26 protein-coding genes are annotated in these 26,088 nt (G+C 66.4%); 18 read left to right on the forward strand and 8 right to left on the reverse strand.

Going from position 1 to position 26,088, the window contains the following annotated elements; translation table 11 throughout:
- Nucleotides 1-52: 52 nt before the first annotated feature.
- The 12 genes from gyrB to RWO33_RS01365 all read left to right on the forward strand — a co-directional run bounded on the left by gyrB (nt 53) and on the right by RWO33_RS01365 (nt 12,285).
- A complete protein-coding gene (gyrB, locus tag RWO33_RS01310) occupies nt 53-2,512 on the forward strand; it encodes a DNA topoisomerase (ATP-hydrolyzing) subunit B (RefSeq protein ID WP_314101261.1) in 2,460 nt (819 codons plus the stop codon).
- A 73-nt stretch (nt 2,513-2,585) separates the two neighbouring features.
- On the forward strand, nt 2,586-3,425 hold the full coding sequence (locus RWO33_RS01315) for a CPBP family intramembrane glutamic endopeptidase (RefSeq protein WP_314101263.1): 840 nt from the start codon (nt 2,586-2,588) through the stop codon (nt 3,423-3,425).
- A gap of 107 nt (nt 3,426-3,532) precedes the next feature.
- Nucleotides 3,533-4,303, forward strand: coding sequence for a M48 family metallopeptidase (locus tag RWO33_RS01320; RefSeq protein ID WP_314101362.1), 771 nt, complete (start codon nt 3,533-3,535; stop codon nt 4,301-4,303).
- A gap of 132 nt (nt 4,304-4,435) precedes the next feature.
- Complete coding sequence (locus RWO33_RS01325) at nt 4,436-5,644, forward strand: tetratricopeptide repeat protein (RefSeq protein ID WP_314101265.1); 1,209 nt, start codon at nt 4,436-4,438, stop codon at nt 5,642-5,644.
- Between the two features lie 255 nt (nt 5,645-5,899).
- The gene (locus tag RWO33_RS01330; RefSeq protein ID WP_186308958.1) at nt 5,900-6,457 is read left to right on the forward strand and encodes an energy transducer TonB; all 558 of its coding nucleotides are present in this window, start codon (nt 5,900-5,902) and stop codon (nt 6,455-6,457) included.
- 83 nt (nt 6,458-6,540) lie between these two features.
- Complete coding sequence (gene exbB / locus RWO33_RS01335; protein ID WP_068848033.1) at nt 6,541-7,302, forward strand: TonB-system energizer ExbB; 762 nt, start codon at nt 6,541-6,543, stop codon at nt 7,300-7,302.
- Nucleotides 7,303-7,359: 57 nt separating this feature from the next.
- A complete protein-coding gene (locus RWO33_RS01340; RefSeq protein ID WP_145480478.1) occupies nt 7,360-7,785 on the forward strand; it encodes a biopolymer transporter ExbD in 426 nt (141 codons plus the stop codon).
- 3 nt (nt 7,786-7,788) lie between these two features.
- Complete coding sequence (locus RWO33_RS01345; RefSeq protein WP_145480480.1) at nt 7,789-8,205, forward strand: biopolymer transporter ExbD; 417 nt, start codon at nt 7,789-7,791, stop codon at nt 8,203-8,205.
- Nucleotides 8,206-8,308: 103 nt separating this feature from the next.
- Nucleotides 8,309-9,778, forward strand: coding sequence for a cardiolipin synthase (cls, locus tag RWO33_RS01350; protein WP_314101268.1), 1,470 nt, complete (start codon nt 8,309-8,311; stop codon nt 9,776-9,778).
- Nucleotides 9,779-9,844: 66 nt separating this feature from the next.
- Entirely contained in the window at nt 9,845-10,129 is a 285-nt protein-coding gene (locus RWO33_RS01355; protein WP_314101270.1) for a hypothetical protein, read from the forward strand.
- Complete coding sequence (locus RWO33_RS01360; protein ID WP_314101271.1) at nt 10,126-10,869, forward strand: pyridoxine 5'-phosphate synthase; 744 nt, start codon at nt 10,126-10,128, stop codon at nt 10,867-10,869. Before RWO33_RS01355 ends, RWO33_RS01360 begins: the two co-directional genes overlap by 4 nt.
- A gap of 324 nt (nt 10,870-11,193) precedes the next feature.
- Nucleotides 11,194-12,285 (forward strand): PA0069 family radical SAM protein, encoded by a 1,092-nt coding sequence (locus RWO33_RS01365; RefSeq protein ID WP_314101273.1) that lies wholly within the window; start codon nt 11,194-11,196, stop codon nt 12,283-12,285.
- Here the strand turns inward: RWO33_RS01365 and RWO33_RS01370 are convergent.
- Both RWO33_RS01370 and RWO33_RS01375 read right to left on the reverse strand, forming a co-directional pair.
- Nucleotides 12,282-13,103: an urease accessory protein UreD gene (locus RWO33_RS01370; protein ID WP_314101274.1), complete on the reverse strand. Its 822-nt coding sequence runs from the start codon at nt 13,101-13,103 to the stop codon at nt 12,282-12,284. The genes RWO33_RS01365 and RWO33_RS01370 overlap by 4 nt on opposite strands.
- Nucleotides 13,104-13,196: 93 nt before the next feature.
- On the reverse strand, nt 13,197-13,868 hold the full coding sequence (locus RWO33_RS01375) for a hypothetical protein (RefSeq protein WP_314101277.1): 672 nt from the start codon (nt 13,866-13,868) through the stop codon (nt 13,197-13,199).
- A 60-nt stretch (nt 13,869-13,928) separates the two neighbouring features.
- Here RWO33_RS01375 and RWO33_RS01380 point away from each other — a divergent pair, with 60 nt between their 5' ends.
- A complete protein-coding gene (locus RWO33_RS01380; RefSeq protein ID WP_314101279.1) occupies nt 13,929-15,383 on the forward strand; it encodes a PLP-dependent aminotransferase family protein in 1,455 nt (484 codons plus the stop codon).
- 36 nt (nt 15,384-15,419) lie between these two features.
- Nucleotides 15,420-15,770 (forward strand): hypothetical protein, encoded by a 351-nt coding sequence (locus tag RWO33_RS01385; RefSeq protein WP_145480495.1) that lies wholly within the window; start codon nt 15,420-15,422, stop codon nt 15,768-15,770.
- Nucleotides 15,771-15,776: 6 nt separating this feature from the next.
- On the opposite strand, the gene RWO33_RS01390 is transcribed toward RWO33_RS01385, so the two are convergent.
- On the reverse strand, nt 15,777-16,649 hold the full coding sequence (locus RWO33_RS01390) for a LytTR family DNA-binding domain-containing protein (RefSeq protein WP_314101283.1): 873 nt from the start codon (nt 16,647-16,649) through the stop codon (nt 15,777-15,779).
- A gap of 155 nt (nt 16,650-16,804) precedes the next feature.
- Between RWO33_RS01390 and RWO33_RS01395 the strand changes: the two genes are divergently transcribed.
- Nucleotides 16,805-18,010, forward strand: a complete 1,206-nt coding sequence (locus RWO33_RS01395) for an acyltransferase family protein (protein ID WP_314101286.1) — start codon at nt 16,805-16,807, stop codon at nt 18,008-18,010.
- Nucleotides 18,011-18,164: 154 nt separating this feature from the next.
- Nucleotides 18,165-21,518 (forward strand): response regulator, encoded by a 3,354-nt coding sequence (locus RWO33_RS01400; RefSeq protein WP_314101288.1) that lies wholly within the window; start codon nt 18,165-18,167, stop codon nt 21,516-21,518.
- A 41-nt stretch (nt 21,519-21,559) separates the two neighbouring features.
- Here RWO33_RS01400 and RWO33_RS01405 read toward each other — a convergent pair whose 3' ends face one another.
- From RWO33_RS01405 to RWO33_RS01415, 3 genes are all read right to left on the reverse strand, one after another.
- On the reverse strand, nt 21,560-21,790 hold the full coding sequence (locus tag RWO33_RS01405; RefSeq protein WP_314101292.1) for a hypothetical protein: 231 nt from the start codon (nt 21,788-21,790) through the stop codon (nt 21,560-21,562).
- 64 nt (nt 21,791-21,854) lie between these two features.
- On the reverse strand, nt 21,855-22,127 hold the full coding sequence (locus RWO33_RS01410; protein WP_314101295.1) for a hypothetical protein: 273 nt from the start codon (nt 22,125-22,127) through the stop codon (nt 21,855-21,857).
- A 109-nt stretch (nt 22,128-22,236) separates the two neighbouring features.
- The gene (locus tag RWO33_RS01415) at nt 22,237-22,977 is read right to left on the reverse strand and encodes a DUF6622 family protein (RefSeq protein WP_314101297.1); all 741 of its coding nucleotides are present in this window, start codon (nt 22,975-22,977) and stop codon (nt 22,237-22,239) included.
- Between the two features lie 71 nt (nt 22,978-23,048).
- Between RWO33_RS01415 and RWO33_RS01420 the strand changes: the two genes are divergently transcribed.
- Nucleotides 23,049-23,768 carry a hypothetical protein gene (locus RWO33_RS01420; protein ID WP_314101299.1) on the forward strand — a complete coding sequence of 240 codons (720 nt, stop codon included), beginning with the start codon at nt 23,049-23,051 and terminating at the stop codon, nt 23,766-23,768.
- A 42-nt stretch (nt 23,769-23,810) separates the two neighbouring features.
- On the opposite strand, the gene RWO33_RS01425 is transcribed toward RWO33_RS01420, so the two are convergent.
- Entirely contained in the window at nt 23,811-24,794 is a 984-nt protein-coding gene (locus RWO33_RS01425) for an aldo/keto reductase (RefSeq protein ID WP_314101301.1), read from the reverse strand.
- Between the two features lie 236 nt (nt 24,795-25,030).
- Between RWO33_RS01425 and RWO33_RS01430 the strand changes: the two genes are divergently transcribed.
- Nucleotides 25,031-25,351, forward strand: a complete 321-nt coding sequence (locus RWO33_RS01430) for a YfeK family protein (protein ID WP_314101367.1) — start codon at nt 25,031-25,033, stop codon at nt 25,349-25,351.
- Nucleotides 25,352-25,361: 10 nt separating this feature from the next.
- Here the strand turns inward: RWO33_RS01430 and RWO33_RS01435 are convergent, their stop codons facing one another.
- On the reverse strand, nt 25,362-26,072 hold the full coding sequence (locus tag RWO33_RS01435; RefSeq protein WP_314101303.1) for a 2OG-Fe(II) oxygenase: 711 nt from the start codon (nt 26,070-26,072) through the stop codon (nt 25,362-25,364).
- Between the last annotated feature and the right edge of the window lie 16 nt (nt 26,073-26,088).

The raw sequence follows: 26,088 nt of genomic DNA on the forward strand, positions 1-26,088 counted from the left end.
GGCGCCCCGCCCTGCGGCGGCGGCCCGAACTGCGGAGCCTATGGCAAGCGCGATGACTGAAGAACAGAACACTCCGGCACCCACCGGCAATTACGACGCCAACAGCATCACCGCCCTGGAAGGCCTGGAGGCGGTCCGCAAGCGGCCCGGCATGTACATCGGCGACGTCCATGACGGTACCGGTCTGCACCACATGGTGTTCGAAGTCGTCGACAACTCGATCGACGAAGCGCTGGCCGGCCATGCCGACCACGTTGCGGTGACGATCCACGCCGACGGCTCGGTCTCGGTGTCCGACAACGGTCGCGGCATTCCGACCGGCAAGCATGCGCAGATGAGCCAGAAGCTCGGCCGCGAAGTCTCGGCTGCCGAAGTGGTCATGACCGTGCTGCACGCCGGCGGCAAGTTCGACGACAACAGCTACAAGGTGTCGGGCGGCCTGCACGGCGTCGGCGTCAGCGTGGTCAACGCGCTGTCGCAGAAGCTCACCCTGGACATCTTCCAGAGCGGCTTCCACTTCCACCAGGAATACGCCGATGGCGCGGCCGTCAGCCCGCTGGCGCAGGTGGAAGCCAGCAGCAAACGCGGTACCACCCTGCGCTTCTGGCCGTCGGTGGTCGCGTTCCACGACAACGTCGAGTTCCACTACGAGATCCTGGCGCGCCGCCTGCGCGAACTCTCGTTCCTGAACTCCGGGGTCAAGATCGTCCTGGTGGATGAGCGCGGTGATGGTCGCCGCGACGATTTCCACTACGAAGGCGGCATCCGCAGCTTCGTGGAGCATCTGGCGCAGCTGAAGACCCCGCTGCACCCGAACGTCATCTCGGTCACCGGTGAATCCAACGGCATCACCGTGGACGTGGCGCTGCAGTGGACCGATTCCTACCAGGAAACGATGTACTGCTTCACCAACAACATTCCGCAGAAGGACGGCGGTACCCACCTTGCCGGCTTCCGCGGCGCGCTGACCCGTGTGCTCAACAACTACATCGAGCAGAACGGCATCGCCAAGCAGGCCAAGATCAACCTGACCGGCGATGACATGCGAGAAGGCATGATCGCCGTGCTCTCGGTGAAGGTGCCCGACCCCAGCTTCTCCAGCCAGACCAAGGAAAAGCTGGTCAGCTCGGATGTGCGCCCGGCCGTGGAAAGCGCGTTCGGCCAGCGCCTGGAAGAGTTCCTGCAGGAAAACCCGAACGAAGCCAAGGCCATCGCCGGCAAGATCGTCGACGCCGCCCGTGCCCGCGAAGCCGCGCGCAAGGCGCGCGACCTGACCCGCCGCAAGGGTGCGCTGGATATCGCCGGGCTGCCCGGCAAGCTGGCCGACTGCCAGGAGAAGGACCCGGCGCTGTCCGAACTGTTCATCGTCGAGGGCGACTCGGCAGGTGGCTCGGCCAAGCAGGGCCGCAACCGCAAGAACCAGGCGGTGCTGCCGCTGCGCGGCAAGATCCTCAACGTGGAACGCGCGCGCTTCGACCGCATGCTCGCCTCCGACCAGGTCGGTACGCTGATCACCGCGCTGGGTACCGGCATCGGCCGCGACGAGTACAACCCGGACAAGCTGCGTTACCACCGCATCATCATCATGACCGACGCCGACGTCGACGGCGCGCACATCCGCACCCTGCTGCTGACCTTCTTCTACCGGCAGATGCCGGAGCTGATCGAGCGCGGCCACGTCTACATCGGCCTGCCGCCGCTGTACAAGATCAAGCAGGGCAAGCAGGAGCTGTACCTGAAGGACGATCCCGCACTGGACGCCTACCTGGCCAGCAATGCGGTGGAAAATGCTTCACTGATCCCGGCCGAAAACGAGCCGGCGATCGAAGGCGTGGCGCTGGAAAAGCTGCTGCTGGCCTACGCGTCGGCGCAGGAAGCGATCGGCCGCAATGCCCATCGCTACGACCGCCAACTGCTTGAAGCCCTGGTCGACTTCACCCCGATGGACCTGGAACACCTGCGCAAGGCCGGCGAAAACGAAGGCCTGGCTGCGCTGGCCAAACGCCTCAACCAGGGCAGCCTGGGCTCGCCGCGCTTCAGCCTGGAACTGCAGGAACCCACCGAGCAGCGCCCCGCCGCCGTGCTGGTGACCCGTCGCCACATGGGCGAATCGCTGATCCAGGTGTTGCCGCTCGCCGCGTTCGAAACCGGCGAGCTGCGTGCCCTGCACCAGTCCTCGCTGCTGTTGCACGGTTTGATCCGCGATGGCGCGAAGATCGTGCGCGGTGCCAAGTCTTCGGAAATCACCGGGTTTGCCGAGGCCCGCAACTGGCTGCTGGACGAAGCCAAGAAGGGCCGCCAGATCCAGCGCTTCAAGGGCCTGGGTGAAATGAACCCGGAGCAGCTCTGGGACACCACGGTGAACCCCGATACGCGCCGCCTGCTGCAGGTGCGCATCGAGGACGCGGTGGCCGCCGACCAGATCTTCAGCACCCTGATGGGCGATGTGGTCGAACCGCGCCGCGACTTCATCGAAGACAACGCGCTGCGGGTCGCCAACCTGGATATCTGACACAATCGGCTCAGGGCCGGCCGGTTGCGACCTGCAACCGGCCCGGCCGCCGCCTCTTGCTGCCAGGAACCCGATGTCCGCTACCGCCCCGGCGTCCACGACGCCTCCGCTGCCTCCCGCCCTGCCGAAGGCGCCCCAACGGAAGCCTGGCTCCCCGATCGCGGGGTTCCTGATCGATCTCGGTATTGCCACCCTCACCCTGCTCGGGCTCAGCATGGCCAGCGGCCTGCTCTGGGGCATGTACCGCGCGGTGATCGTGGTGCGCGACACCGGCGTACAACCGGCCGAAGCATTGGCCCAGCAGGTCGGCCAACCCGGCGCACTCGCGCAGATCCTGATGGCCCTGTTCGCCACCGGCGGCGCGGCGGTGTTCCTGTATTTCCTGCGCCGGCGCGCCGACGCCAGCGAACGCAGCGCCTCGTGGCAGGCCGCACGGCGACCGTCCACCTGGGGCTGGACCCTGCTGGTGGCGGCCGCGGTGGTGATCGGCAGCAACGGCATCGCCTGGCTGGCCCGGCAGGCCGGGATCGAACCGGTGCCCACCAACCTGGCGCTGATGGAACAGGCCCTGGCACGCTTCCCCTGGTTCCTGGCCCTGTTCGCCATCGTGCTGGCCCCGGCCTATGAAGAACTGCTGTTCCGCCGCGTACTGTTCGGGCGCCTGTGGCAGGCCGGTCGACCCTGGCTGGGCATGCTGCTCAGCAGCTTGGCGTTCGCGCTGGTCCACGAAGTGCCGGGCACCAGCGAGAACGGTCCGTGGGAGATCGCCCAGCTGTGGCTGGTCTACGGCGGCATGGGCGCGGCGTTCGCCTGGTTGTACCAGCGCACCGGCACCCTGTGGGCGCCGATCGTCGCGCACGCACTGAACAACGCCATCGCGCTGGCGGCCCTGGTTTTCCTGGGGCTGCACTGAGTGTTTGCCGGCTTGACGAAACCTTACGTCCGTTCGGCCAAACTGCTGACATGAACACGGGAGTCCCCGCCTTGAAACCCTTGCTGCTCGGACTTGTCATCACCCTGATGGTCAGCGCCTGCGCCACCACCACCTCGCCCACCGGGCGACGCCAGATGGTGGGCGGCGTGTCGCAGGCCGAACTGGACCAGCTTGGCGCGAAGGCGTTCGCCGAAACCAGGCAGAAAGAAAAAATCAGCACCGACGGGCGCCAGAACGGGTACGTGCAGTGCGTGGTCAACGCGTTGGTCGCGCAGTTGCCTTCTCAGTACCGTGGCGTACGGTGGGAAACGGCGGTATTCGTCGACCCCGAGCCGAACGCCTTCGCGCTGCCCGGCGGCAAGGTCGGCGTCAACACCGGCATCTTCACCGTCGCCAAAAACCAGGACCAGCTGGCCGCAGTGATCGGGCATGAGATCGGCCATGTCATCTCCCGCCACCACGAAGAACGGCTCACCCGCCAGATGGGCGCGCAGACCGGCCTGGCCGTGCTTGGCGCGCTCGCCGGCGCGGCTTACGGCGACGGTGCGGCCAGTACGGTGAACCAGCTCGGTGGCGCCGGTGCCCAGGCCGCCTTCCTGCTGCCCGGCTCGCGCACCCAGGAAAGCGAGGCCGACGTGGTCGGCCAGCGCCTGATGGCCGAGGCAGGGTTCGACCCGGCCCAGGCGGTCAACCTGTGGCAGAACATGATGGCCGCCAGTGCCGGGCGCTCGCCGCAATGGTTGTCCACCCACCCTGATCCAGCGAATCGCATCCGCGAGCTGCAGCGCGACGCCCCGTCGCTGAGCGGTGTTTTCCAGCAGGCCCAGGCCTCAGGGCGGCGCCCGAAGTGCGGCTGATTCGACTAAAGGATGCTGTGCTGCAGCATCGGAAACGATTTCTCACGTCAGCGGTTTCTGATACGTTTGGCGGCTCAGATTTTTCTGACAGTCCGATTTGATGCCGCCACGGCGGTTTGACCGAGGTGAAAGATGATTTTCAGCAACCACAAGCAAGCCGTGCTTACCGTCCTCATCGCGACCGCCCTCGGTGGCGCCGTGGTCACTGACGCCGTCGCCCAGTCCCGCTCTTCCGACCGCAGCGGCAGCGAACGCCGTGGTGGCAAGAAGGACGAAGCCAAGGCGGAAGCGCTGTACCCCCAGGCCACCCGCCAGGAGCCGAGCGCCAAGTCCTCGCCGAAGCTGGGCAAGCAGCTGCAGAAACTGATTGACAGCTACAACGACCAGAAGTTCCCGGAGACGCTGGCTTCGGCAAATGAAATCCTGGCCAACAGCGCTGCCAATGCCTACGACAAGTCGCTGGCTGCGCAGCTCGCCTCGCAGGCCGCGTACCAGACCGATGACACCGCTGCGGCCAAGAAGTACCTGCAGCAGGTGCTGGAATTCAACGGCCTGGACAACAACGGCCACTTCCAGTCGATGCTGATGCTCGCCCAGCTGCAGATCCAGGACGACGAAACCGCGGTTGGCCTGGCCACGCTGGACAAGTATTTCGCCGAATCCAAGTCGACCAAGCCGGAAGAGCTGATCATCAAGGGCCAGGCCCTGTACCAGCTTGAGCGTTACCAGGAAGCCATTCCGGTGATCAAGGCCGCCATCGCCGGCAGCGACGCGCCGAAGGACAGCTGGAACCAGCTGCTGATGGGCGCCATGGCCGAAGCCGGCCAGACCGGTGAAGCGGTCAAGGAAGCCGAAGCACTGGCCGCCAAGAACCCGAGCGACAAGAAGGCCCAGATGAACCTGGCCAGCATGTACCTGCAGGCCGACCAGATGGACAAGGCCGCGACGGTGATGGACAAGCTGGTTGCCGCCGGCCAGCTGACCGACGAGCGCGAGTACAAGCAGGCCTATTCGATCTACGCCAACGCCGAGAACAACGAACAGAAAGTCATCTCGGTGATCAACGACGGCCTGCAGAAGGGCGTCCTGAAGCCGGATTACCAGGTTTACCTGGCCCTGGCGCAGGCGTACTACTACTCCGAGCCGCAGCAGGTGGAGAAGGCGATCGACGCGTGGCAGAAGGCTGCCCCGCTTTCCAAGGACGGTGAAACCTACTTGAATCTGGCACGCGTCTTGCATTCTGAAGGCCGTGTTCCGGAAGCCAAGGCGGCTGCCCAGCAGGCGTTGGCCAAGGGTGTGAAGAACCATGCAGATGCCAAGAAAATCATCAACCTGAAGTAAGTAGGAATAACGCCTGAATGCCTGCGCCAGTGATGCGCAGGCGCTCAGGATTGGTATAAGCTTGGAGGTTCCTGCGGTGTCATGCACCGCTGATCATGGGTCCCGGTCCCCGGGTACCCGGCCCCACTAATGAGCTCTTGGCGCATGACGGAACAACTAGTCGTTCACAGGTACGAACAACGCGATGACACCGGCCTCAGCTGGCCGCGCATCGTGGGTATCGCCTTTGTAATCGCATTGCATCTCGCCGCCTTCATGATGCTTCTGATTCCCGCCGTGGCCCCGAAGGCCGTTGCGGAAAAGGAACGCAACGTGATGGTGACCCTGGTCGACGCTCCGCCGCCGCCCCCACCGCCGCCGCCGCCGCCGCCGCCGACCGAAACGCCGCCGCCGCCGGTGAAGAACCTGTCGCCGCCGAAGCCGTCGCCGGTTCCGCCGCCGCCGCAGGCGCCGGTGATCGACGTGCCGGAGCCGCGCCCGAACGACATCGTCACGCCTCCGAGCCCGCCGAGTCCGCCGCAGCCGCCGAGCTCCATCGAGGCCAGCGTCGATATCTCGTCGAAAGCCATGAATCCCCCGCGTTACCCGCCGGCCGCATTCCGCGCAGGTATCCAGGGTGAAGTCATCCTGATCATTGATGTCGATGCCAATGGCAACGTCACCAATGTGACGGTCGAAAAGTCCAGCCGTAACCGCGATCTGGACCGCGCCGCGATGGAAGCCGCCCGTAAGTGGCGCTTCAATGCAGCCGAATCGGGCGGGAAGAAAGCTGCAGGTCGCGTCCGCGTCCCGGTCAACTTTGCGCTGAATTGACCGGTCGGGTGGCCGTTGGCCACCCACCAGTCACTTGAACCCAGCTACAACATTCATCACCACACACAACAAAGGTAAGCGTCATGCTGCAGGAACTCTTCATCGCCGCTGCTGCCGGGGGCAACCCGTCGAATGCCCTCTCGCAGATGGGCTTCGAGCATCTGATCCACGAAATGACCTCCAAGCCGGGCGATTTCGCCGTCTCCTGGGTCGTGCTTCTGACCCTGGTGATCATGTCGGCCATGTCCTGGTACTGGACCGTCATCAACATCTTCCGCGCTACCCGTCTGAAGAGCGCTGCCGACAAGGTCGTGAGCCTGTTCTGGGATACCCCGAACGCCCAGGACGCCATCCGTGCGATGGAAGAGCAGCCGGCTTCCGAGCCGTTCTCGAAGATCGCCCTGGACGCTGCCCAGGCAGCTGCCCACCACCAGCGCGCTGAAGGCGGTGCCACCGGTGGCCTGGGTGAAAACCTGAGCCGTTCGGAGTTCGTCGACCGCGCCCTGCGCCAGGCCGTGACCCGCGAAAGCAACAACCTGCAGTCGGGCATGACCCTGCTGGCCACCGTCGGCGCAACCGCTCCGTTCGTCGGTCTGCTCGGCACCGTGTGGGGCATCTACGGCGCGCTGATCAAGATCGGTGCAACCGGTTCGGCCTCCATCGACGCCGTTGCCGGCCCGGTGGGTGAAGCCCTGATCATGACCGCGATCGGTCTGTTCGTGGCTATCCCGGCCGTGTTCGCCTTCAACTTCTTCAGCAAGATCAACAGCGCCACGATCAGCAAGTTCGATACGTTCGCTCACGACCTGCACGACTTCTTCGCCACCGGTTCGCGCGTCCGCTAATTGCGACGCGCTGTACCTGGCGAGAACGTAGTCAACACGATCTAGACGGAGCCCGTTATGGCTTTCAGTAGTGGTAACAGCGGCGGCCCCATGGCCGACATCAACGTTACGCCCCTCGTGGACGTGATGCTGGTGCTGCTGATCATCTTCATCATCACGGCGCCCCTGATGTCCCACAAGGTCAAGGTCGACCTGCCCGAGGCCAACCTGGTGCAGAAGCCGGAAGAAGCCGCCGATCGCAAGGGTCCCATCACCCTTGCGGTGAAGGAAGACGGCTCGATCTTCTGGAACGACGAAGAGATCGACAAGCAGACTCTCGAGTCGCGCCTGGCGACCGCCGCCCAGCAGACCCCCCAGCCGCCGCTCAACCTGCGTGGTGACCGCACCACCAAGATGCGTGTCATCAACGAGATGACCAAGATCGCGCAGGAGCAGGGCATGCTCGACGTTGGCTTCGTGGCCACCAAAGAGAAGGGGCAGTAAGCCATGGCATTCAGTTCTGGTGGTGGCAAGGGCCCCATGGCCGACATCAACGTTACGCCCCTCGTGGACGTGATGCTGGTGCTGTTGATCATCTTCATCGTTACCGCGCCGATCATGACCTACCCGATCGCCGTGGACCTGCCGCAGCGCGTGCTCAACCCACCGCCGCAGCTGGTCGAGCCGCCGCCGCCGGTCGAGCTGCGGGTGGACGCCAGCAACCAGGTGTTCTGGAACAACAGCCCGGTTGCAGTGGGCGAACTCCAGCAGCGGATGGAGCAGGAAGTGCAGCGTGATCCGACCAACCAGCCCGAGCTGCGCATCGACGCCAGCCCGGACTCCGAGTACGACGTGATGGCCAAGATCCTGGCCGCCGCGAAGAACGCGCAGATGAAGAAGATCGGGTTCCAGCAGCAGCAGTAATACGCAACACCAAGTCATGACGCGACTGGAAAGCGCCCCTGGAAACAGGGGCGCTTTTTTTTCATCCACGCACCGGACGCGCTTGTCCGGCTATGATCCGCGCATGCTTGCCACCTACCCCGCGCTTGCCGACTGGCTCCACTGGCTGGATGCGTTTCCGCACCTGCGCCCGCTGCTCATCGCTGCCTATGTGCTGTACCTGCTGTGGCTGATCGGTTGGATCATGCTGCAGAAGCGCGAACCGGTCGCCACGCTGAGCTGGATCCTGTCGCTGGCCGCACTGCCCTACCTCGGGCTCTTCATCTATTACCTGCTGGGTCCGCAGAAAGTGAAGCGGCAGCGCCTGCGTCGTGGCCGCGCCCGCTCCGGCATGGAGCACTACAGCAGCGTCTGCCCGCCCGATGCGGACTGCACCGAACTGGCCAAGATCGCCCAGGCCACCACCGGCCTGGCGCCGAGCTCGGCCACCGAAGTGACGTGGCTGGTGGATGGTGCGCAGACCTACGCCGCGCTGCTGGAGGCCATCGCGCAGGCGCGCGACCACGTGCACGTGGAGTACTACATCTTCAATCCGGACCATGCCGGCACTGCGTTGCGCGATGCCCTGCTGGAACGCGCGAAGGCCGGCGTGCGCGTTCGGCTGCTGCTCGATGCGGTGGGGTCTTCGGGCATCCGCAGGCGTTTCCTCAAGCCGCTGCGCGACGCCGGTGCGGAAGTGGCCTGGTTCCATCCCCGCCAGCTGCTCAAACCGTTCAAGCGGCCCTGGATGAACATGCGCACCCACCGCAAGCTGGTGGTGATCGACGGCCGCGTGGCGTTCACCGGTGGCATCAACATCACCGATGAGGAAGATGAAAGCCGTCGGCCCGATGCGTACCGCGACCTGCACATGCGCCTGACCGGCCACGTGGTGCGCAGCCTGCAGCTGGTGTTCGTCGAAGACTGGATCTACGCCACCGGCGAACCGAAGGACCGCTTCAACATCGCCCAGCTGTGGCCCAACGACACGCCCAGCCGGCAGGAAGGCAGCATCAACGTGCAGGTGCTGGTCTCCGGCCCCGACTCGGGCTGGGAAACCATCCACCGCCTGCAGGTGGCCGCCATCCATGAAGCACGCGAGCGCGTGTGGCTGGTGACGCCCTACTTCGTCCCCGGCGAAGCGGCACGCATGGCACTGACCTCGGCCGCACTCGGCGGGCTCGACGTGCGCCTGCTGGTGCCCAAGATGAGCGACTCCTGGTTCGTCACCCAGGCCGCGCGCTCCTACTTCGACGAGCTGCTGCAGGCCGGGGTGAAGATCTACGAATACGGTCCGCGCATGCTGCACACAAAGGCCTTCATCGCCGACCACGACGTCTGCATCGCCGGCAGCGCCAACTTCGACCATCGCAGCTTCCGGCTCAACTTCGAACTGTCGATGATGATCAGCGACGAAGGCTGCGTGGCCGAGCTGGAGAAGATCCTCATCGCCGAGTTCGCCGCATCCAGCCCGGTCCGCAACGACCGGGGCCGCTCGCTGTGGCTGCACCGCGTGCCCGAGGCCTTCGCCCGCCTCGCCTCGCCGCTGCTGTAACGGCGCCACGTGGAACCGGCACCGGTCGCGGCGCTACACTGGCGCGGTCAACCGGGGAGAACGGCTATGTATTGGGTGTACCTGCTGCTGGCGATCGGCTGCTTCGCCTTCGCCATCAAAACGCCCTCCACGGGCCTGATGATGCTTTCGCTGCTCGGCGCCCTGCTGTTCCTGCTGGCCTGGGTGCGCGGCCGTTACCTGGCGACCTTCGGCGACGGCGGGCGCGGCACCGGCAGCGAACGCGACCTCTACACCGCCATCGACCCCACTGAACTGCGCCGGCTGCGCGAACTGGCCCAGGCCCGTCGCGACGCCGACCGCGAAGAGAATGACCTGCCCCCGCGCCCATGACCCAGCTCAGCGTCAACGTGAACAAGATCGCCGTCCTGCGCAATTCGCGCGGCGGCCATGATCCCGATGTGGTGCAGGCGGCCACCGCGTGCCTGGAGGCCGGCGCCCACGGCATCACCGTGCATCCGCGCCCGGACCGCCGGCATATCCACGCCGAAGACGTGCTGGCCTTGTCGGCGCTCACCCAAGCCCGCGGCGTCGAGTTCAACATCGAAGGCAACCCCTTCGCCCCGCCGCGCCCGGGCTACCCCGGCCTGTTGCCGTTGTGCGCGCAGACGCGCCCCGCCCAGGCCACGCTGGTCCCCGACAGCGATGGCCAGCTCACCTCCGACCACGGCTTCGACTTCGGCCGCGACGCCGAGCGCCTGCGCCCGCTGATTGCCGAACTGAAGTCCTACGGCTGCCGGGTCAGCCTGTTCGTGGATGCCGGCAATCCGGACATCGCGGCGGCAGCGGCCATTGGCGCCGACCGGATCGAGCTCTATACCGGTCCCTATGCCGAAGCGCATGCGGCGGGCGATGCCACGGTCATGCTCGCCCTGTTCGCCGACGCGGCGCGGCGCGCGCAGGCCGCGGGCCTGGGGGTCAATGCAGGCCATGACCTGTCGCAGGCGAATCTGCGCGATTTCCTGCAGGCGGTGCCGGACGTGCTGGAGGTGTCGATCGGGCATGCGTTGATCGGCGAGGCACTGTATGCGGGGCTGGATGCGACGGTGGAGGGGTATCTTGGGTTGCTTTGAGATGGCGTTGACACGCATGGCGTGTCACTACGCACGCCTGTCCGTCGCGACGCGTCATGCGTCCCTGGCAACCGCGCGCGCAACCGTAGCGACACGCCATGCGTGTACCTCGCAGCACTGAAAGAACCGACGTTTCACAGCCTGTGGATAACCATGGGGAGAAAACCTGACCGATTCATCGCAAACCCAGCGACCGCAACGGTTCCCCTTCCAAATACACCTGTGGTTAGTAATACTACTAACCCATGAGCACCCGGGTCCCCTTCGCCGCCTCTTTCCCGCCGTCTCAGCCGATGAGACGCCCGCTGCCTACCCTGTAGCAACATGGGTATCGCAATCAAAGGCCGCGGCTCCACCACGCACCTGGCAGGCCGTTTCGAGGTCACCGTCAGCGAAGCCATGGACGACGGCTGGGAGCCGGAGAACAGCGACGAATTCGCCGCACCGCGCCTGCGCACCGAAGTCCGTGCGGAAACCGCGCGCAGCATCATCAGCCGCAACAAATCGCCCGACGTGGGCTTCAGCCAGTCGGTCAATCCATACCGGGGCTGCGAACACGGCTGCTCATACTGCTTCGCCCGCCCCTCGCACGCGTTCCTGAATCTTTCTCCCGGGCTCGACTTCGAAACCAAACTTTTCGCCAAGACCAACGCGCCGCAGCTGCTGCGCAGGGAGCTGTCGCGACCGTCCTACACCCCACAGCCGATTGCACTGGGCATCAATACCGATGCCTACCAGCCGATCGAGCGCAAGCTGAAACTGACCCGGCAGTTGATCGAGGTGATGCTGGAAACCCAGCACCCGTTCTCGCTGATCACCAAGAACGCGCTGGTGGAGCGCGACATCGACCTGCTCGCCCCGCTCGCGGAAAAGAACCTGGTCAGCGTGCACTTCTCGGTGACCTCACTGGACCCGCACCTGTCTGCCCGCCTGGAACCGCGCGCCTCCGCACCGCACGCGCGCCTGCGTGCCATGCGCCGGCTGCACGACGCCGGCATTCCGGTGGGCGTGATGGTGGCCCCGGTCATTCCCTGGATCAACGACGCCGAGCTGGAAGCCGTGCTTGAAGCCGCGCGCGATGCCGGCGCAAGCACGGCCGGCTACGTGCTGCTGCGGCTGCCGCTGGAAGTGGCGCCACTGTTCCGCGACTGGCTCGACACCCACCATCCCGATCGCGCCGCGCATGTGATGAGCACCATCAACCAGCTGCGCGGCGGCAAGGACTACAACAGCGAGTTCGGCACCCGCATGCGCGGCGAGGGCGTGTACGCGGACCTGCTGTCCAATCGTTTCAAACTGGCGCGCAGGCGGCTGGGTTTCGACGCGCAGAACAGCCACTGGCCGAAGCTGGACTGCACGAAGTTCGTGCGGCCCCTGCCGCCGCGCGAGGATTCGCCGCAGGGTTCGTTGTTCTAGTCGATGGCACGCCCGCCACGATGCAACACCGCGCCGTGATGCAGCCCACTTTCGCGCAGGGCATTCCACGCACTGCCGAACAATGATTTCGCCTGCGACATCTGGTCGCCGAGGTAACGGCACACCACCACGCGCTCCAGCTCGCTGACGGAGAATGCGTGCCGCATCTCCTCGCCAACCCTTTCTCGAATGCGCGCTGCCGCCGCCGCGAGGGTCGGTCCGGCGTACACCAGGGTGCCGATGATCGGCTCGCCGGCCACGCCGGACGGTGCACCCTGGGCCCACTCCGGCCCTGAAATGCAGCAGCGTTCGAACCAGATCTGCTCGCCCTCGCGCACGATCTCCACGCTCTGCCGGAACGTTCCCGCGCCCGCGTACTCATTCGCAGCGGGCCGGGCAAACGTGACCACGTCCCAGCCGATGTAGACGGCGTCGGCGGCAAGTTCCGCGCGGGTTCGCATCGAGCCTTCGGCACCGGGATGAATGATGGTCTCCTCGGGAACGTACTCGCAGAGCGCGCCTTCCGCCACATGCACCCGCAGCAGCTGCTCGCTGGGTCGCTGTCGACTGCGGAGTATCCTGATCGGGCCGGACGTAGTGAGGACGGCCTGCGTACGGGCTGCCAGGTGGCAGTCGATCTCCAGCTGGCAGCCACGGGAAGGGTGCAGCAGATGCACACGCGCCGACCCGTCGTTTTCCGGATAGAACGTGCGCTGCGCAGCCGGCGGCCCGACATGCCGACGTCGCATGAGCCGGGTCCTGCCTTCCTGGTGCTCGAACCACAGCGCCAGGCTTCCACGCCAACCGTTCGCAGTCATCACCGGCTCCCTGGGAACTGCAGGGCAACGACGCATTGAAAGCGCCTCCGCAACCACATTGGGCAGCGGCGTGTTCAACCCAGGTGAAAGACCTCAGGCGCCGCGCACGGCCGGCGCCACATCAAGTCGCAGCACGAGGTAGCGCATGAAGAACTGGGTGATGGGTCCAACGCCCAGCGCGAATACCACCGTGCCGACGCCGGCGACGCCGCCCAATGCAATGCCCAGCGCCAGCACCACCAGTTCGATGCAGGTGCGCACGCGCTGGATCGACCCTCCCGCGCGGCGGGCAATGCCCGTCATCAGGCCATCGCGTGGGCCGGGTCCCAACTGGGCGCCGACATACAGCGCCGTGGCAATGGCACAGACCACCACGCCACCGACCAGGTAGACCCAGCGCAGCGCAAGCGTTTCAGGGACAGCCAACAGCTGCAGGTTGAGGTCGGTGAACGGACCCAGCAACAGGGTGTTGGCCAGCGTGCCAAGACCCGGCATCTGCCGCAGCGGAATCCACAGCAGCAGGACCACCAGCGCGACCAGGATCATGATGGTGCCCAGCGACAGCGGCAGGTGCCGCGCCGCGCCCTCATGGAACACGACCCACGGCGAGCCGCCCAGCGTGCTGTACATCAGCAGCGCATTCGAGAAGCCGTACAGCCACAGCCCGACCAGCAGGCGCAGCAGCCGCTCGGGCAGACGGCCCGCGCGCAGTTGCGCAAGTGGTCCCAGATTGGTCAGTGCCGACGGAGAAGTATTCAGGTTCATGGGGCCAGTATCCGATCCACTGGCACTTCCACGTAGAGCCATTTCAGCCATAGTGGCTCCATGAATCGCGCGCTTACGCCCCAGCACCTGGCCACTCTGGTTGGCCAGTTTCCCCGCAGCCCCGCCTATCGCGGACTGCGCCAGGTCCTGCAGGAACTCATCGGCGACGGTCGTATTCCGCTGGATGCGCGCCTGCCCAGCGAGCGCGCCGTCTCGCAGCAGCTCGGAGTGTCGCGCAACACAGTCACGCGCGCCTATGCCGACCTGGTCGCTGCCGGTTTCGCCAGCACCCGCCATGGTGCCGGCACCTTCGCGGCGGTGCCGGCCGACCGCCGCCGCGCGCACGACCACGCACTGCGTTCGTTCGCCAGCCCGCACGACCCTGAGGGCAGCATCGACCTTACCTGCGCTTCCACCACCGCCATCGCCGGGCTCGATGCAGCGTATGCGCGTGCCATGGAGCGGTTGCCGGGCTACCTCGGCAGCGATGGCTACCGCCCCACCGGCCTGCCGGTCCTGCGCGCCCTGATCGCAGAACAGTTCGCGCAGCGCGGCCTGTCCACCGACCCCGACCAGATCATGGTGACCTCGGGCGCATTGGCCGCCACTGCCGTGGTGGCGCGCGCGCTCTCGCGGCCCGGCGACAGGGTGATGATCGAATCGCCGGTGTACCCGAATGTCATCGAAGCGCTGCGCATCGGCGGAGCGCGACTGGTGGCGTCGCCCATGGGCGATGCGCTGGGCGAGGAAGGTTGGGATCTGGACGGCATTGCCGCCACGCTCACCCAGACCCGACCGCACCTGGCCTACCTCATCCCCGACTACCAGAACCCCACCGGCTTCCTGATGCGCGACGAGCAGCGCGCACGCTATGCGGCGGAGCTGCGGGCCACGCGCACGGTGCCGGTGGTCGACGAATCGCTGCAGGCGCTGTCGCTGACCGACGTCCCCATGCCGCTGCCGTTCGCCGCGCATGCGCCGGACGCCGTCACCCTGGGCAGCGTGTCCAAGCTGTACTGGAGTGGCCTGCGCGTGGGCTGGATCCGCGCACCGCAGGGAATGATGGACACGCTGATCAAGGCCCGCCTGCAGCTGGACCTTGGCACCGCCCTGTTCGACCAGCTGGTGGTGACCGAACTGCTGCAGGACCCGGCACTGCTGGCGGCACGCCGCACCCAGCTGCGCCAGCGCCGCGATGCGTTGGCCGACGCGATCGCCGAGCACCTGCCGGACTGGCGTTTCCGGCTGCCGCAGGGCGGCATGACGTTGTGGCTGCAGCTGCCGGCCGGCACCAGCGCCACCCGGTTCGCGGCCCAGCTGGAAGCGGCCGGCGTCCATGTTCCGCCCGGCCCGATGTTCAGCGTCGAAGGCGGCGGCGACCAATGGCTGCGCATTCCCTACGTGCGGCCGGAGGAAGACCTGCGCGCGGCGGTGCGACGCATCGCCGAGGTGTGGTCCAAGGCGCCGGCGCGGCCGACCGCCCGCAGGGAAGGCGCGAGGGTGGTTATTCTTTAGCCTGCCCAATCCGCGGATGCGCCTCAGGAGGTCACCTTGCCAGCCCTGTTTTCTTCGCTACGCGACATCCTGCGGGTGTACAGCGGAAGCCTTCAGATCGTGCACGACGAGGAACATCACTTCTATGCCAACTGCCAGAGGTCTGATGCCAAAGGCAAAGCACAGTTCTTCGGTGCGGTGAAACTATCCGGGCGCAAACTCGTCTTCCACTTCATGCCCATCTACGACTTCCCCGAGCTGCTGGTCGACATCAGTCCAGAACTCAGGAAGCGAATGCAAGGGAAGTCGTGCTTCAACTTCGAGGCTGTCGATCCCTCGCTCCTGGTCGAATTGCAGCGCCTGGTCGAACAGGGCGCCGCGCGCTACAAAGCGGCCGGCAAGCTGTAGCCCCGCTCAGCCCGCAATTTCCCGCAGCTCCTGCCGGTACTTCCGGCTGCAGGGCAGCGCCGTGCCGTCGCGCAGGTGGACCTTCGCGTCGCCGGTGTCCAGCGGCTCGATCGAGGCGATATGCGGCAAGGCCACCATATAGCTGCGGTGGATGCGTACGAAGCGTTGCGGATCCAGCCGGGTTTCCACCCCGGCCAGGGTGCTGCGCAGCGGATAGTCGTGACCACGCACGCGCAGGTTCACGTAGTTTCCGGCCGCCTGCACCCATTCGATGTCGCTGGCGGCAATCAGGAACTCCCGGCCCAGCTTGCGCACCAGGAAGCGCTCCGGCCGCTCCACCGGCTCCACCGGCGGGCCCTGGTCTGGAGCACTCAGCAGGCTGACCTCGCCCTGCCAGCGCCGCATCACGAACCGGTAGCCCTCCATCACCAGCACGATGGAGATGACGCTGCGGACGTCCTTGAGGTACTCGTAGAACAGCTCGCGTGGCCAAGGCCCGAAGTCATATTCCTGTCCGACCGCCCGGTACGCCAGCATCCGCAGCGCCACCATGGCAGCCACGTGGACCACGCAGACCGCCATGCTCACCGGAAGGTACTGCAGCAGGCGCCGCCGCCAGTTGTCCCAGAGCAGCGGATACCGGCGCGTGTACCAGGCCAGGAAGGGGATCAGCAGCAGCAGCCACACCACCGCGCTGCTCGCCTCCCACACCACCGGCTTCCAGGTCTCGAAGCCGGCATTGAGCCGGCGCAGGTCGATCACCGTGGTGATGCTGTTGCCGAGGAGGTTGGTGCCCACCAGCAGCACCCAGAAGCCCCACTCCACCCAGCGCCGCCACGGGAGATAACGTTCGTAGGGCATCGGGTCGGGGTCGGTCATCGCGCAAGTGTAGGCGGCGGCGCGGGTGCCGCACCATTCCCGCTCGTCCCCGTGGGCCCGCGGTTCGTCCCTCGGTCCCGGCGGGCCGACCCTTCGCGCTGGCAGGCCCCGGTGCCGGGCCGCAGGGTGGTGTTCCCTGATGACTGGAGCGCACCATGCAACGCCGATACGACCTGGACTGGGTGCGCGTGTGCGCCTTTGGCGTGCTCGTGCTGTACCACGTGGGCATGTACTACGTGACCTGGGACTGGCATGTAAAAAGCCTGCATGCCAGCCACGCACTGGAACCCTTCATGGTGCTGACCGCGCCCTGGCGGCTGTCCCTGCTGTTCCTGGTGTCGGGCGCGGCCACCGCCTTCATGTTCAGCCGGATCCACACGCGTCCCGACGCGGGCGGCAGCCGGCTGCGGCTGCTCGGCACCCGTTCCTGGACCCTGCTGGTGCCGCTGGTATTCGGCATGGTGGTGGTGGTCACACCCCAGTCCTACTACGAAGTCGTGGAGCAGCTGCCCGGCGGGTATCACCATGGCTACCTGACCTTCTGGGGCCAGTACCTTTCCGGCTACGAGGGCTTCTGCGATGCCGACGGCTGCCTGCGCGTGCCCACCTGGAACCACCTGTGGTTCGTGGCCTACCTGTGGGTGTACACGGTGGTGATCTGGCTGCTGTGGTGCCTGGCGCCGCGGCCTCTGCAGGCGCTTGGACGCGGCGTGGAGCACGCGCTTTCCGGCCTGGGCGCACTGGTCTGGCCTGCGCTGCTGCTGGCGCTGCTGCGGGTGACCCTGTCCGCGCGTTTCGAATCGACCCATGCGCTGGTGGACGACTGGTACAACCACGCCCAGTACTTCGCCGTGTTCCTGCTGGGCTTCCTGCTGGCGCGCGCCGACAGGTTCTGGGATGCCCTGGCCCACCTGCGCTGGCCGGCGCTGGTGCTGTGGCTGGCCAGCTGGGCCGGGATCATCGTGTACTTCGTCAGCTATGCCGAAGCGGAGCCGCCCTCGGCGCTGCGCATGGCCATGCGCGCGGTGTGGGGCCTGAACCAGTGGTGCGCCATCGCGGCGGTGCTGGGTTTTGCTCGGCACTGGAACCCGGGCAACAACCGCGCGCTACGCTATCTGGTGCCCGCCGTGTTCCCGGTCTACATCCTGCACCAGACGATCATCGTGGTGGCGGCGCACAACCTGCAGCCGCTGGGCATTCCACCGTTGGCCGAGGGCCCGTTGCTGGTGGCGATCACCTTCGCGCTGGCCGTCCTGGGGTATGAAGGCATCCGCCGGGTCGCCTGGCTGCGGCCGTTGTTCGGGTTGAAGGTGGGCGGGGTCGCGACCCCTGCCCTGCCCGCCACCCGCGGCAACACCTAGGCGCGCAGTTCGCGGCACTGCGGCCGCGCCGGCATGCTAGCCTGCGCGGTTACGTCCATCCACTTGTTCGCCCATGCCCTCCAGGTCCCAACCTCGCCCCGCCACCCGGGATACCGGCGCCACCTTCCGCATGTTGTGGCCGCTGGTGGCAGTCATGCTGTTCTTCCTGGGCAGCGGCTTCCTGGCCGGCAAGAACATCCGCACGATCCAGGAAGGCAGTGCCCTGGTCATCCGCTCGCAGGAGACGATGAATGCCATGGGCGATGTGCTCTCGGCCGTGCAGGACGCCGAGACCGGGCAGCGTGGCTACCTGCTGACCGGGGACGAAAGCTACCTGGAACCGTATCGGACCGCGCTGGCGGTCGCCAGCACGCGGCTGGACGCCATGCAGCGCAGCCTGGCCGACGACCCCGCGCAGGGCGACAGGCTCAAGCTGTTGGCGCGCCGGGTCCAGGACAAGCTGGATGAGCTGCATGCCACCATCGAGCTGCGGCGCACCCAGGGCTTCGACGCCGCGCTGGCCGTGGTCAGTTCCAACAGCGGCAAGGCCGCAATGGACGATATCCGTGCGCGCCTGGCGGCCATGCGTGCCATCGAGCTCGACAAGCGCGCCCAGCGTCTCGCGGAAATGGAGTCGGCATACGCCACGGCGCTAAGCTCGGGGGCAGCCAGCGCGGTGCTGGGGACCCTGCTGACCATCTTCATCGCCTTCCTGCTTCGCCGCCACACCCGCGCGCGCGAACGCGACGCCTGGTTGCAGCGCGGACGCCTGGAGCTGGCCACCGCGACCGGCGGCGACCTGGACGGGGCCTCGCTTGCGCGCGCCAGCCTTGGCTTCCTCGCCGGTTTCACCGGCGCCCAGGCCGGCAAGCTGTTCGTGCCCGGCGCCCTGGGCTTCCAGCAGATCGGTGCGGTGGGCACCGCCACGTCGCCGGAAGACACCGCCAGCAGTGGCCAGCCGCTGGTCGGCGGCCTGCTCGGGCGCGCCGTGGACGAGAAGCGCGTGCTGCTCGTCAACGATGTGCCGTCGGGCTACTTCACGGTCGGCTCCGGCCTTGGACAGGCGCAGCCACGCCACCTGGTCATCGCACCCAGCCTGCACGAAGGTGAAGTGACCGGCGTCATCGAGCTGGGCTTCTTCGGCGCGGTGCCCGCCGAGGTGATCGAACTGCTCGAACTTGCCTCGGCCGACATGGCCGTCGCGCTGCGCTCGGCCGCCTACCGGTCGCGCCTGTCCGAACTGCTGGCCCAGACCCAGCGCCAGTCGGAAACGCTGCAGGTGCAGAGCGAGGAACTGCGCGTCTCCAACGAAGAGCTGGAAGAACAGAGCCGCGCGCTACGTGCCTCCCAGCATGAACTCGAAGAGCAGCAGGCCGAGCTGGAGCAGACCAACAGCCAGTTGTTCGAGCAGTCGCAGCAGCTGGAAGAGGAGCGCGACAAACTTGCCCGCGCCAATGCCGGCATCGTGGCCGAATCGCACAAGGTGCAGCGCGCCAGCCAGTACAAATCCGAGTTCCTGGCCAACATGTCGCACGAACTGCGCACGCCACTCAACTCGGCGCTGATCCTGTCCAAGCTGCTGGGCGACAACCGCGACGGCAACCTCAGCGCGGAACAGGTGAAGTTCGCCCGGACCATCCATGCCTCCGGCACCGACCTGCTCAACCTCATCAACGAAATCCTCGATCTCTCCAAGATCGAGGCCGGCCACATCGAAGTGCATGCCGAGCGCTTCGGGGTGGAAAAGCTGCTGTCGGACATCTCGGCACTGCTGGGTCCTGTCGCCAGCGAGAAGGGCCTGTCGCTGGAGGTCTCCATGAGCGCCGACTGCCCGGCGATGATTGAATCCGATCGCCAGCGCATCGAACAGATCCTCAAGAACCTGCTGTCCAACGCGCTGAAGTTCACCGAGGCCGGCAGCGTGGCCGTCTCGGCGTCGGCCACGCGCGATGGCAAGGTGGTGTTCGCCGTGCGCGACACCGGCATCGGCATCGCCCCGGAACAGCAGGCGCGCATTTTCGAAGCCTTCCAGCAGGCCGATGGTTCGATCAGCCGGCGCTACGGCGGTACCGGCCTGGGGCTGTCCATTTCGCAGGAGTTGGCGCGCCTGCTCGGCGGCGACATCACCGTGGAAAGCGAGCCAGGCAAGGGCAGCTGTTTCCGCCTGGTGGTCGCGACGAAGCTGGCGACGCAGGAGCCGCCGGCGCCGCCGGTCGCCGCAGCGCCGGTGGCACCCCCGCGCGCAACGCGTGCGGACGTCCGCCCAGCGCCGGTGAACACGCGCGCTGCAGGTGACGCAGGCAACAAGCCGGGCAGCAGCGGGCGAGGCCTGATCCTGATCATCGAGGACGACGTCGCCTTCGGCGAGATCGTCAGCGACCTCGCGCAGGAGATGGGCTTCCGCGCCAAGGTGGCGCAGACCGCCGGCGAAGCGCTGGCCGCGGCGCGCGCGGAACCCCCGCACGCCATCGTGCTGGACATCGGCCTGCCGGACCAGTCGGGGTTGTCGGTGCTGGACGTGCTCAAGCACGACATGCGCACCCGCCACATTCCCATCCACGTGGTCTCGGCCACGGACCATTCGCACAAGGCGCTGTCGCTGGGCGCGGTGGGCTACCTCGGCAAGCCCGCCACCCGCGAGGAACTCGCCGGCGTGCTCGATTCGCTGGAGCGTCGCCTCTCGCAACGCCCGCGCCGGGTGCTGGTGGTGGAAGACGACGCCGTGCAGCTGGACGCCGTGCGCGAGCTGCTCGCGGTGGCCGACGTGGAGACCATTGGCGCACGCTCCGCGTCGGAATGCCTGCAGGTGCTGGAGCAGCACAGCTTCGACTGCATGGTGCTGGACCTCACCCTCCCCGACGCCTCCGGCTTCGAGTTGCTGGAACTGCTCACCGAAAAGAGCCTGCACGCGCTGCCGCCGGTGATCGTCTACACCGGTCGGGTGCTGTCGCCGGCCGAGGAGGTGCGGCTGGGGCGCTATTCCAGCTCGATCATCATCAAGGGCGCCCGTTCGCCGGAGCGCCTGCTCGACGAGGTCACCCTGTTCCTGCACAAGGTGGTCAGTGACCTGCCGGAATCGCAGCAGGGCATGATCCGTACCGCGCAACATCGCGACACCGCACTGGAAGGGCGTCGCGTGCTGGTCGTCGAGGACGATGTGCGCAACATCTACGCCCTGATGAATGTGCTGGAGCCGCACGGCTGCAACGTGTCCATCGCGCGCAACGGCCAGGACGCCATCGATGCGTTGACCGCGGCGGTGGATGGCCCGGCGCCGATCGAACTGGTGCTGATGGACATCATGATGCCGGTCAAGGATGGTTTGACCGCCACGCGCGAGATCCGCCAGGACGGACGTTTCGGCAAGCTGCCGATCATCGCGCTCACCGCCAAGGCCATGCCCGACGACCAGCAGCAGTGCATCCAGGCCGGTGCCAACGATTACATCGCCAAGCCGCTCGACGTGGACAAGCTGGTGTCGCTGATCCGCGTGTGGCTGATGGCATGACCTGCAACGCGCCGCCTGCTGGCGGCGCGTGGACGGGCAGGTCAGTCACCCTTGCCGGCGGTGCCGATGGGGTGGGGCTTGCGGCTGCGCAGCCACAGCCAGGCAACCACGCCAAGCAGGGCCGCTGCAGCGATGTAAACCCCGTAGCTGCGCACCAGCTGGCCGACGAAATAGCCGAGCTTGTAGCCCGCACTGTAGGAATCGGCGTCCGCTGCAGCGACGCACGGGACCAGAGCCGAAAGTGCCGCCAGACCTTGAAATACCTTTTTCATGCTGCTCCTTTGGGTGTTACGACACGTAGACATCCTGCCACTGCCGGCGGCGCTCCCAGCCCGGTTACGCCGTGCGCGGTCTGACCAGCAGCGAAAGCGTGGCGCCGGCAAGTCCGCCCCAGATGGCACCATCGGTGAAGCGGAAGCCGCTGAAGTGCGAGATCGCCAATCCAATGGCCATTCCCACCAACGCAAACCCGGCGGCCATGCGCTTCCGCTCCATCAGCACTTCAGCCGCAGCGCGCTCTTCGCGCATCCGCACCATCCTTGCATCCTGATCGCGGAGATGAGGTTCCAGAATGGCGTCGGAAACCGCATCGGCCTGTGTCTTGTCCATCTGCCCCCTCCTTGGTGCTTGAATCGTATCGTAGCCGCGTTCCAAGCGACCACGGGTCCGCTGGAATCTACCCGACTCCCCTGCGCGGCACCAGTCGCGCCTGTGCAGGTCAGCCTGCAGCGTCCATCGTTCCTGGCGCGGCCACGCGGCGCGCAGCGCTCAGGTACCGGCAATACTTGCCAATGAAGATACCGGTGAAGCCGCCGGACAGAAGCAGGTAGGCCACGCTGAAGCCGGCATTGGCGCTGAGCGACGGCGAGACCGACAGCGCGGATTCGAAGCCATACTTCACCGCGAACGTGACCAGCAGCAGGGGCAGCAGGCTGTAGTCGGCGCTGCGCCACAACATTCCCGTCGACCGGTTCATGGCCAGCGTCGCGCGGCGCAGCAGCATCCATCCAAGACCCATTCCCGCAGCGATGCCAACCAGCCACTCCGCCCACGCAATCCACGAGGCGCCGTAGCGCTGGGTGATCGACCAGATGCCCCACGCGGCGAACAGCGCCGGCACGATCGCCAGCCTGGCAAGCGAGGTCTCGCCGGGCTTCATGGCGGCAATGCCCCGGGTTACCAGGAAGATGAGAAGCGCCCAGACCCAGAGGGGAGTATGCGAAACGAACTGCTGCAACATGATCGGGACGTCCCTGGCGGGGTTGGGGCGCCGACGCGGCGCCGTGGTTGAATTCTCGCGCTGGGCCCGCCCGGAACAAGTGACAGCTGTCAGCCATCGGGGAGTACAGGAAGCGCCCAGGCAGGCGTCGAGCTCGATCCATTGCCGGCGATACCCGGGCATGATTGAATCCAGCCACTGACGGTCCTGGCCGTCCCGGCTGCTCAGGATGAGGCGCATGCATGACTACTCCCGGTGAGATGCCTGGCGGCGGCGGCGGGAAACGGGATGGAGGAATGGGGCGAGGGGTAATGGCCATCGCCCTGGCGGCGCTGGCGGCATCCGCCGGGTACGCCGTGTACTCGAACATCCACCGGACATCGACCCAGGCACCGCCGGTAACGGCAATTGCCCTACCCGGTTCTTCACCGACCACTCGCAGCGCTCCGCGCGCTGCAGCAGCGCTGTTTACCAGGTCGGAGTGGGGATACCGCTGGGATGCGTCAAAGCCGGGCATCGCAGCCAGCGAAGCGGACGCTGCCTGGCTGGAGTCCAGGGGGTATCCCGGACCGGATGTCGAAGATCACCTTCGTCGCCTGTCCCTGCAGGAACTGCAGGCGCTGGCGGCACGGGGCAACCAGCCCGCCACGGCGATATACGCCTACCGGTTGGCCGCGGCGGGCGCGCCGCGCGCTGAGGTGCTGGCACTGTTGAGCAGGTCGGCAAACGAGGGATCGGTGTACGCGCTCAAAACCGCCGGCGACATTCACCTGATGGTGCAGGGATACCGCGATCCCGCCCTGGCGAGTGCCTACTACGGGCTGCTGGCCAGGGCGGGCGATCAGTCTGGATTCGAACAACGCTACCTGCTGTCCCATCAGCTCGACAGTACGCAGCGCTTTCAGTCCGATCTCATGCAGGAACAGCTCTGGCGCGACCTCAACGCCGCGCATCCAGCAGCAGGTGAGGAGCCGCGGCCAGGCTTCGACGAATTCCTGGGCCATGCATTGGGAGCGAAGCCGGAACTCTGATGCTGGAGCCCGTCGCACAGGGTCGTTGCGACACCCCGCGCATCAGCGCCCCTGCCGCGCTGCAATCGAGGCCGGGTAGCGCTCGCCCTGCACCTGGATAGCGGCCAGCACGGCTTCGATCCCTGCCAACTCGCCGGCATCCAGCACCAGCTCGGCCGCCGCCAGGTTTTCCTCCAGCCGGTGCAGCTTGGTGGTGCCCGGAATCGGTGTGATCCACGGCCTGCGCGACAGCAGCCAGGCCAGCGCGACCTGTGCCGACGTGGCGCCGCGCGCGTGGGCAATGGCGGTGATGCGGTCCACCAGTGCCTGGTTGGCACGCCGTGCGTCTGCTTCGAATCGGGGCACTACCTTGCGGAAGTCGCCGTCGGCGAAGGTGGTATCGGCGGTGATGCTGCCGGTCAGGAAGCCCTTGCCCAACGGACTGAACGGGACGAAGCCAATGCCCAGCTCCTCGCACAGCGGCAGGATCTCGCGCTCCGGCTCGCGCCACCACAGCGAGTATTCGCTCTGCAATGCGGCTACCGGCTGCACGGCATGGGCGCGACGCAGCGATGCGGCGCCTGCCTCGGACATTCCGAAGTGCCTTACCTTGCCCTCGGCAATCAGGTCACGCACGGTGCCGGCAACGTCCTCCATCGGTACCGCCGGGTCGACGCGGTGCTGGTAGAACAGATCGATGTAGTCGGTGCCCAGGTTGCGCAGCGACGCTTCGGCGACCTGCCGGATGCGCTCGGGGCGACTGTCCACGCCCTTGGTGGAGTCGCCATCGGTGAAGCCGAACTTGGTGGCAATGACTACCTTGTCGCGCACCGCAGCCAACGCTTCGCCCACCAGCACTTCATTGGCGCCCTGTGCATACGCCTCGGCCGTGTCGAAGAAGGTAACGCCCAGGTCGTAGGCACGGCGGATCACCTCGAGGCCATGCTCGCCCGTGACGGCAGGGCCGTAGCCGAAACTCAGACCCATGCAGCCCAGGCCAAGTGCTGACACGGTCGGCCCGTGGGTACCCAACGTTCTGTAGTTCATGGTGTTCTTCGCAAGCGGGGGGAGTATGGCCAATCTACGCCTCGGCCGGACATGCTTGCAGAGGCATGATGGAATATCGCTTATATGTGCAGCGCATCAATCCACATGGATAGCCACGCGCGGCCACGTCGCACCGACTTGCTACGATTCCGACAACCCCTGGCAGACGCACCTCGATGAACACTGGATTGACCCTGGCCGCAACGCTGGCGCTCGCTGCAGCTACCGGCAACGTGATGGCCGCGCCCACTGAGACCGCCCGACGCGAGATCGCCTCATTGATCGGGGCACTCGACGGTTCGTCCTGCCGCTTCCAGCGCAACGGCAGTTGGCACGACGCTGCCGAGGCGCGTGCGCACCTGCAGCGCAAGTACGATTACCTGCTGAAGAAGGACAAGGTGGATACCGCCGAGCAGTTCATCGAGCGGGCCGCCAGCCGCAGCAGCATGAGCGGACAGCCCTACCGGATCGCCTGCCCGGGCCAGCCCGAACAGACTGCTGCATCCTGGTTCGGCGCGCGACTGCAGGCGCTGCGCACGCGTGGCAGCGCCAACTGACCGACGCGTATCACCCGGCCCCGAACAGCGACTGCGCGTTCTGGAACAGGATCCAACTCGTCGCGATGAACTTGTCCCCGCCCTCCGGCCGGTTGCCCCGGTGCGTGTGGGTGAAGGCGGTGGGCGCAATCAACAGGCTGCCGGTACGCGGCGCGATCTTCCGCTCCTGGAACAGGAACTCGGTTTCCCCGGCTTCGAAGTCGTCATTCAGGTACAGCGTCCACAGCAGGTGCCGGTGCAGGGTTTCCGCCGCCGGGTCGCGCGGATACAGCTCGCAGTGCCAGTACGGGTAACCGCCCTCGCCCGCCGCATACCACTGCAGGTTGATGGCGCCGGGTCGCAGGCAGGTACGCGCCAGTTCGGAGAGCGCGGCGTCGTCCATGCCGGGGAAATCCCCCGCCGCGAGGCGCCGGGCGTGTCCATCGTTGTCTTGAATCTGCAACATCAGCGGCGAGATCAGCGCCTGTGGATAACGGCGTAGATAAGTCAAAACCCCGCTGAATACTGCCTGCTGCAGCTGGATTTCGACCTGGCGCCACTCGGGGCGCCCACTTATGCGCAGATCCTTGCTGTGCTTGAGTTCCGGGAACACGCCGCTGCCTACTTCGCCGGGCTTCAACTGTGCGCTGGCGCGCATCTGGGCCTGTATGGCGGCGCAGGTCTCGACGGGAATGGCGTTGTGGATTACTTCGATGAAGTCGAGCGGGGTGTCGGCCGGCATGGGGTCATCCGTGGGC

Source organism: uncultured Stenotrophomonas sp., assembly GCF_963519925.1.
GTDB classification, from domain to species: Bacteria; Pseudomonadota; Gammaproteobacteria; order Xanthomonadales; family Xanthomonadaceae; genus Stenotrophomonas; species Stenotrophomonas maltophilia_AE.

Coding starts and splice junctions, on each gene's coding strand:
- exbB (WP_068848033.1), top strand. CDS start 6,541: ATGCTGCAGGAACTCTTCATCGCCGCTGCTGCCGGGGGCAACCCGTCG.
- RWO33_RS01355 (WP_314101270.1), top strand. CDS start 9,845: ATGTATTGGGTGTACCTGCTGCTGGCGATCGGCTGCTTCGCCTTCGCC.
- RWO33_RS01330 (WP_186308958.1), top strand. CDS start 5,900: ATGATGCTTCTGATTCCCGCCGTGGCCCCGAAGGCCGTTGCGGAAAAG.
- RWO33_RS01395 (WP_314101286.1), top strand. CDS start 16,805: ATGCAACGCCGATACGACCTGGACTGGGTGCGCGTGTGCGCCTTTGGC.
- RWO33_RS01315 (WP_314101263.1), top strand. CDS start 2,586: ATGTCCGCTACCGCCCCGGCGTCCACGACGCCTCCGCTGCCTCCCGCC.
- RWO33_RS01420 (WP_314101299.1), top strand. CDS start 23,049: ATGGCCATCGCCCTGGCGGCGCTGGCGGCATCCGCCGGGTACGCCGTG.
- RWO33_RS01430 (WP_314101367.1), top strand. CDS start 25,031: ATGGCCGCGCCCACTGAGACCGCCCGACGCGAGATCGCCTCATTGATC.
- RWO33_RS01325 (WP_314101265.1), top strand. CDS start 4,436: ATGATTTTCAGCAACCACAAGCAAGCCGTGCTTACCGTCCTCATCGCG.
- RWO33_RS01365 (WP_314101273.1), top strand. CDS start 11,194: ATGGGTATCGCAATCAAAGGCCGCGGCTCCACCACGCACCTGGCAGGC.
- gyrB (WP_314101261.1), top strand. CDS start 53: ATGACTGAAGAACAGAACACTCCGGCACCCACCGGCAATTACGACGCC.
- RWO33_RS01400 (WP_314101288.1), top strand. CDS start 18,165: ATGCTGTTCTTCCTGGGCAGCGGCTTCCTGGCCGGCAAGAACATCCGC.
- RWO33_RS01410 (WP_314101295.1), bottom strand. CDS start 22,127: ATGGACAAGACACAGGCCGATGCGGTTTCCGACGCCATTCTGGAACCT.
- RWO33_RS01405 (WP_314101292.1), bottom strand. CDS start 21,790: ATGAAAAAGGTATTTCAAGGTCTGGCGGCACTTTCGGCTCTGGTCCCG.
- RWO33_RS01360 (WP_314101271.1), top strand. CDS start 10,126: ATGACCCAGCTCAGCGTCAACGTGAACAAGATCGCCGTCCTGCGCAAT.
- RWO33_RS01370 (WP_314101274.1), bottom strand. CDS start 13,103: ATGACTGCGAACGGTTGGCGTGGAAGCCTGGCGCTGTGGTTCGAGCAC.
- RWO33_RS01380 (WP_314101279.1), top strand. CDS start 13,929: ATGAATCGCGCGCTTACGCCCCAGCACCTGGCCACTCTGGTTGGCCAG.
- RWO33_RS01375 (WP_314101277.1), bottom strand. CDS start 13,868: ATGAACCTGAATACTTCTCCGTCGGCACTGACCAATCTGGGACCACTT.
- RWO33_RS01415 (WP_314101297.1), bottom strand. CDS start 22,977: ATGCGCCTCATCCTGAGCAGCCGGGACGGCCAGGACCGTCAGTGGCTG.
- RWO33_RS01320 (WP_314101362.1), top strand. CDS start 3,533: ATGGTCAGCGCCTGCGCCACCACCACCTCGCCCACCGGGCGACGCCAG.
- RWO33_RS01425 (WP_314101301.1), bottom strand. CDS start 24,794: ATGAACTACAGAACGTTGGGTACCCACGGGCCGACCGTGTCAGCACTT.
- RWO33_RS01345 (WP_145480480.1), top strand. CDS start 7,789: ATGGCATTCAGTTCTGGTGGTGGCAAGGGCCCCATGGCCGACATCAAC.
- RWO33_RS01390 (WP_314101283.1), bottom strand. CDS start 16,649: ATGACCGACCCCGACCCGATGCCCTACGAACGTTATCTCCCGTGGCGG.
- cls (WP_314101268.1), top strand. CDS start 8,309: ATGCTTGCCACCTACCCCGCGCTTGCCGACTGGCTCCACTGGCTGGAT.
- RWO33_RS01340 (WP_145480478.1), top strand. CDS start 7,360: ATGGCTTTCAGTAGTGGTAACAGCGGCGGCCCCATGGCCGACATCAAC.
- RWO33_RS01435 (WP_314101303.1), bottom strand. CDS start 26,072: ATGCCGGCCGACACCCCGCTCGACTTCATCGAAGTAATCCACAACGCC.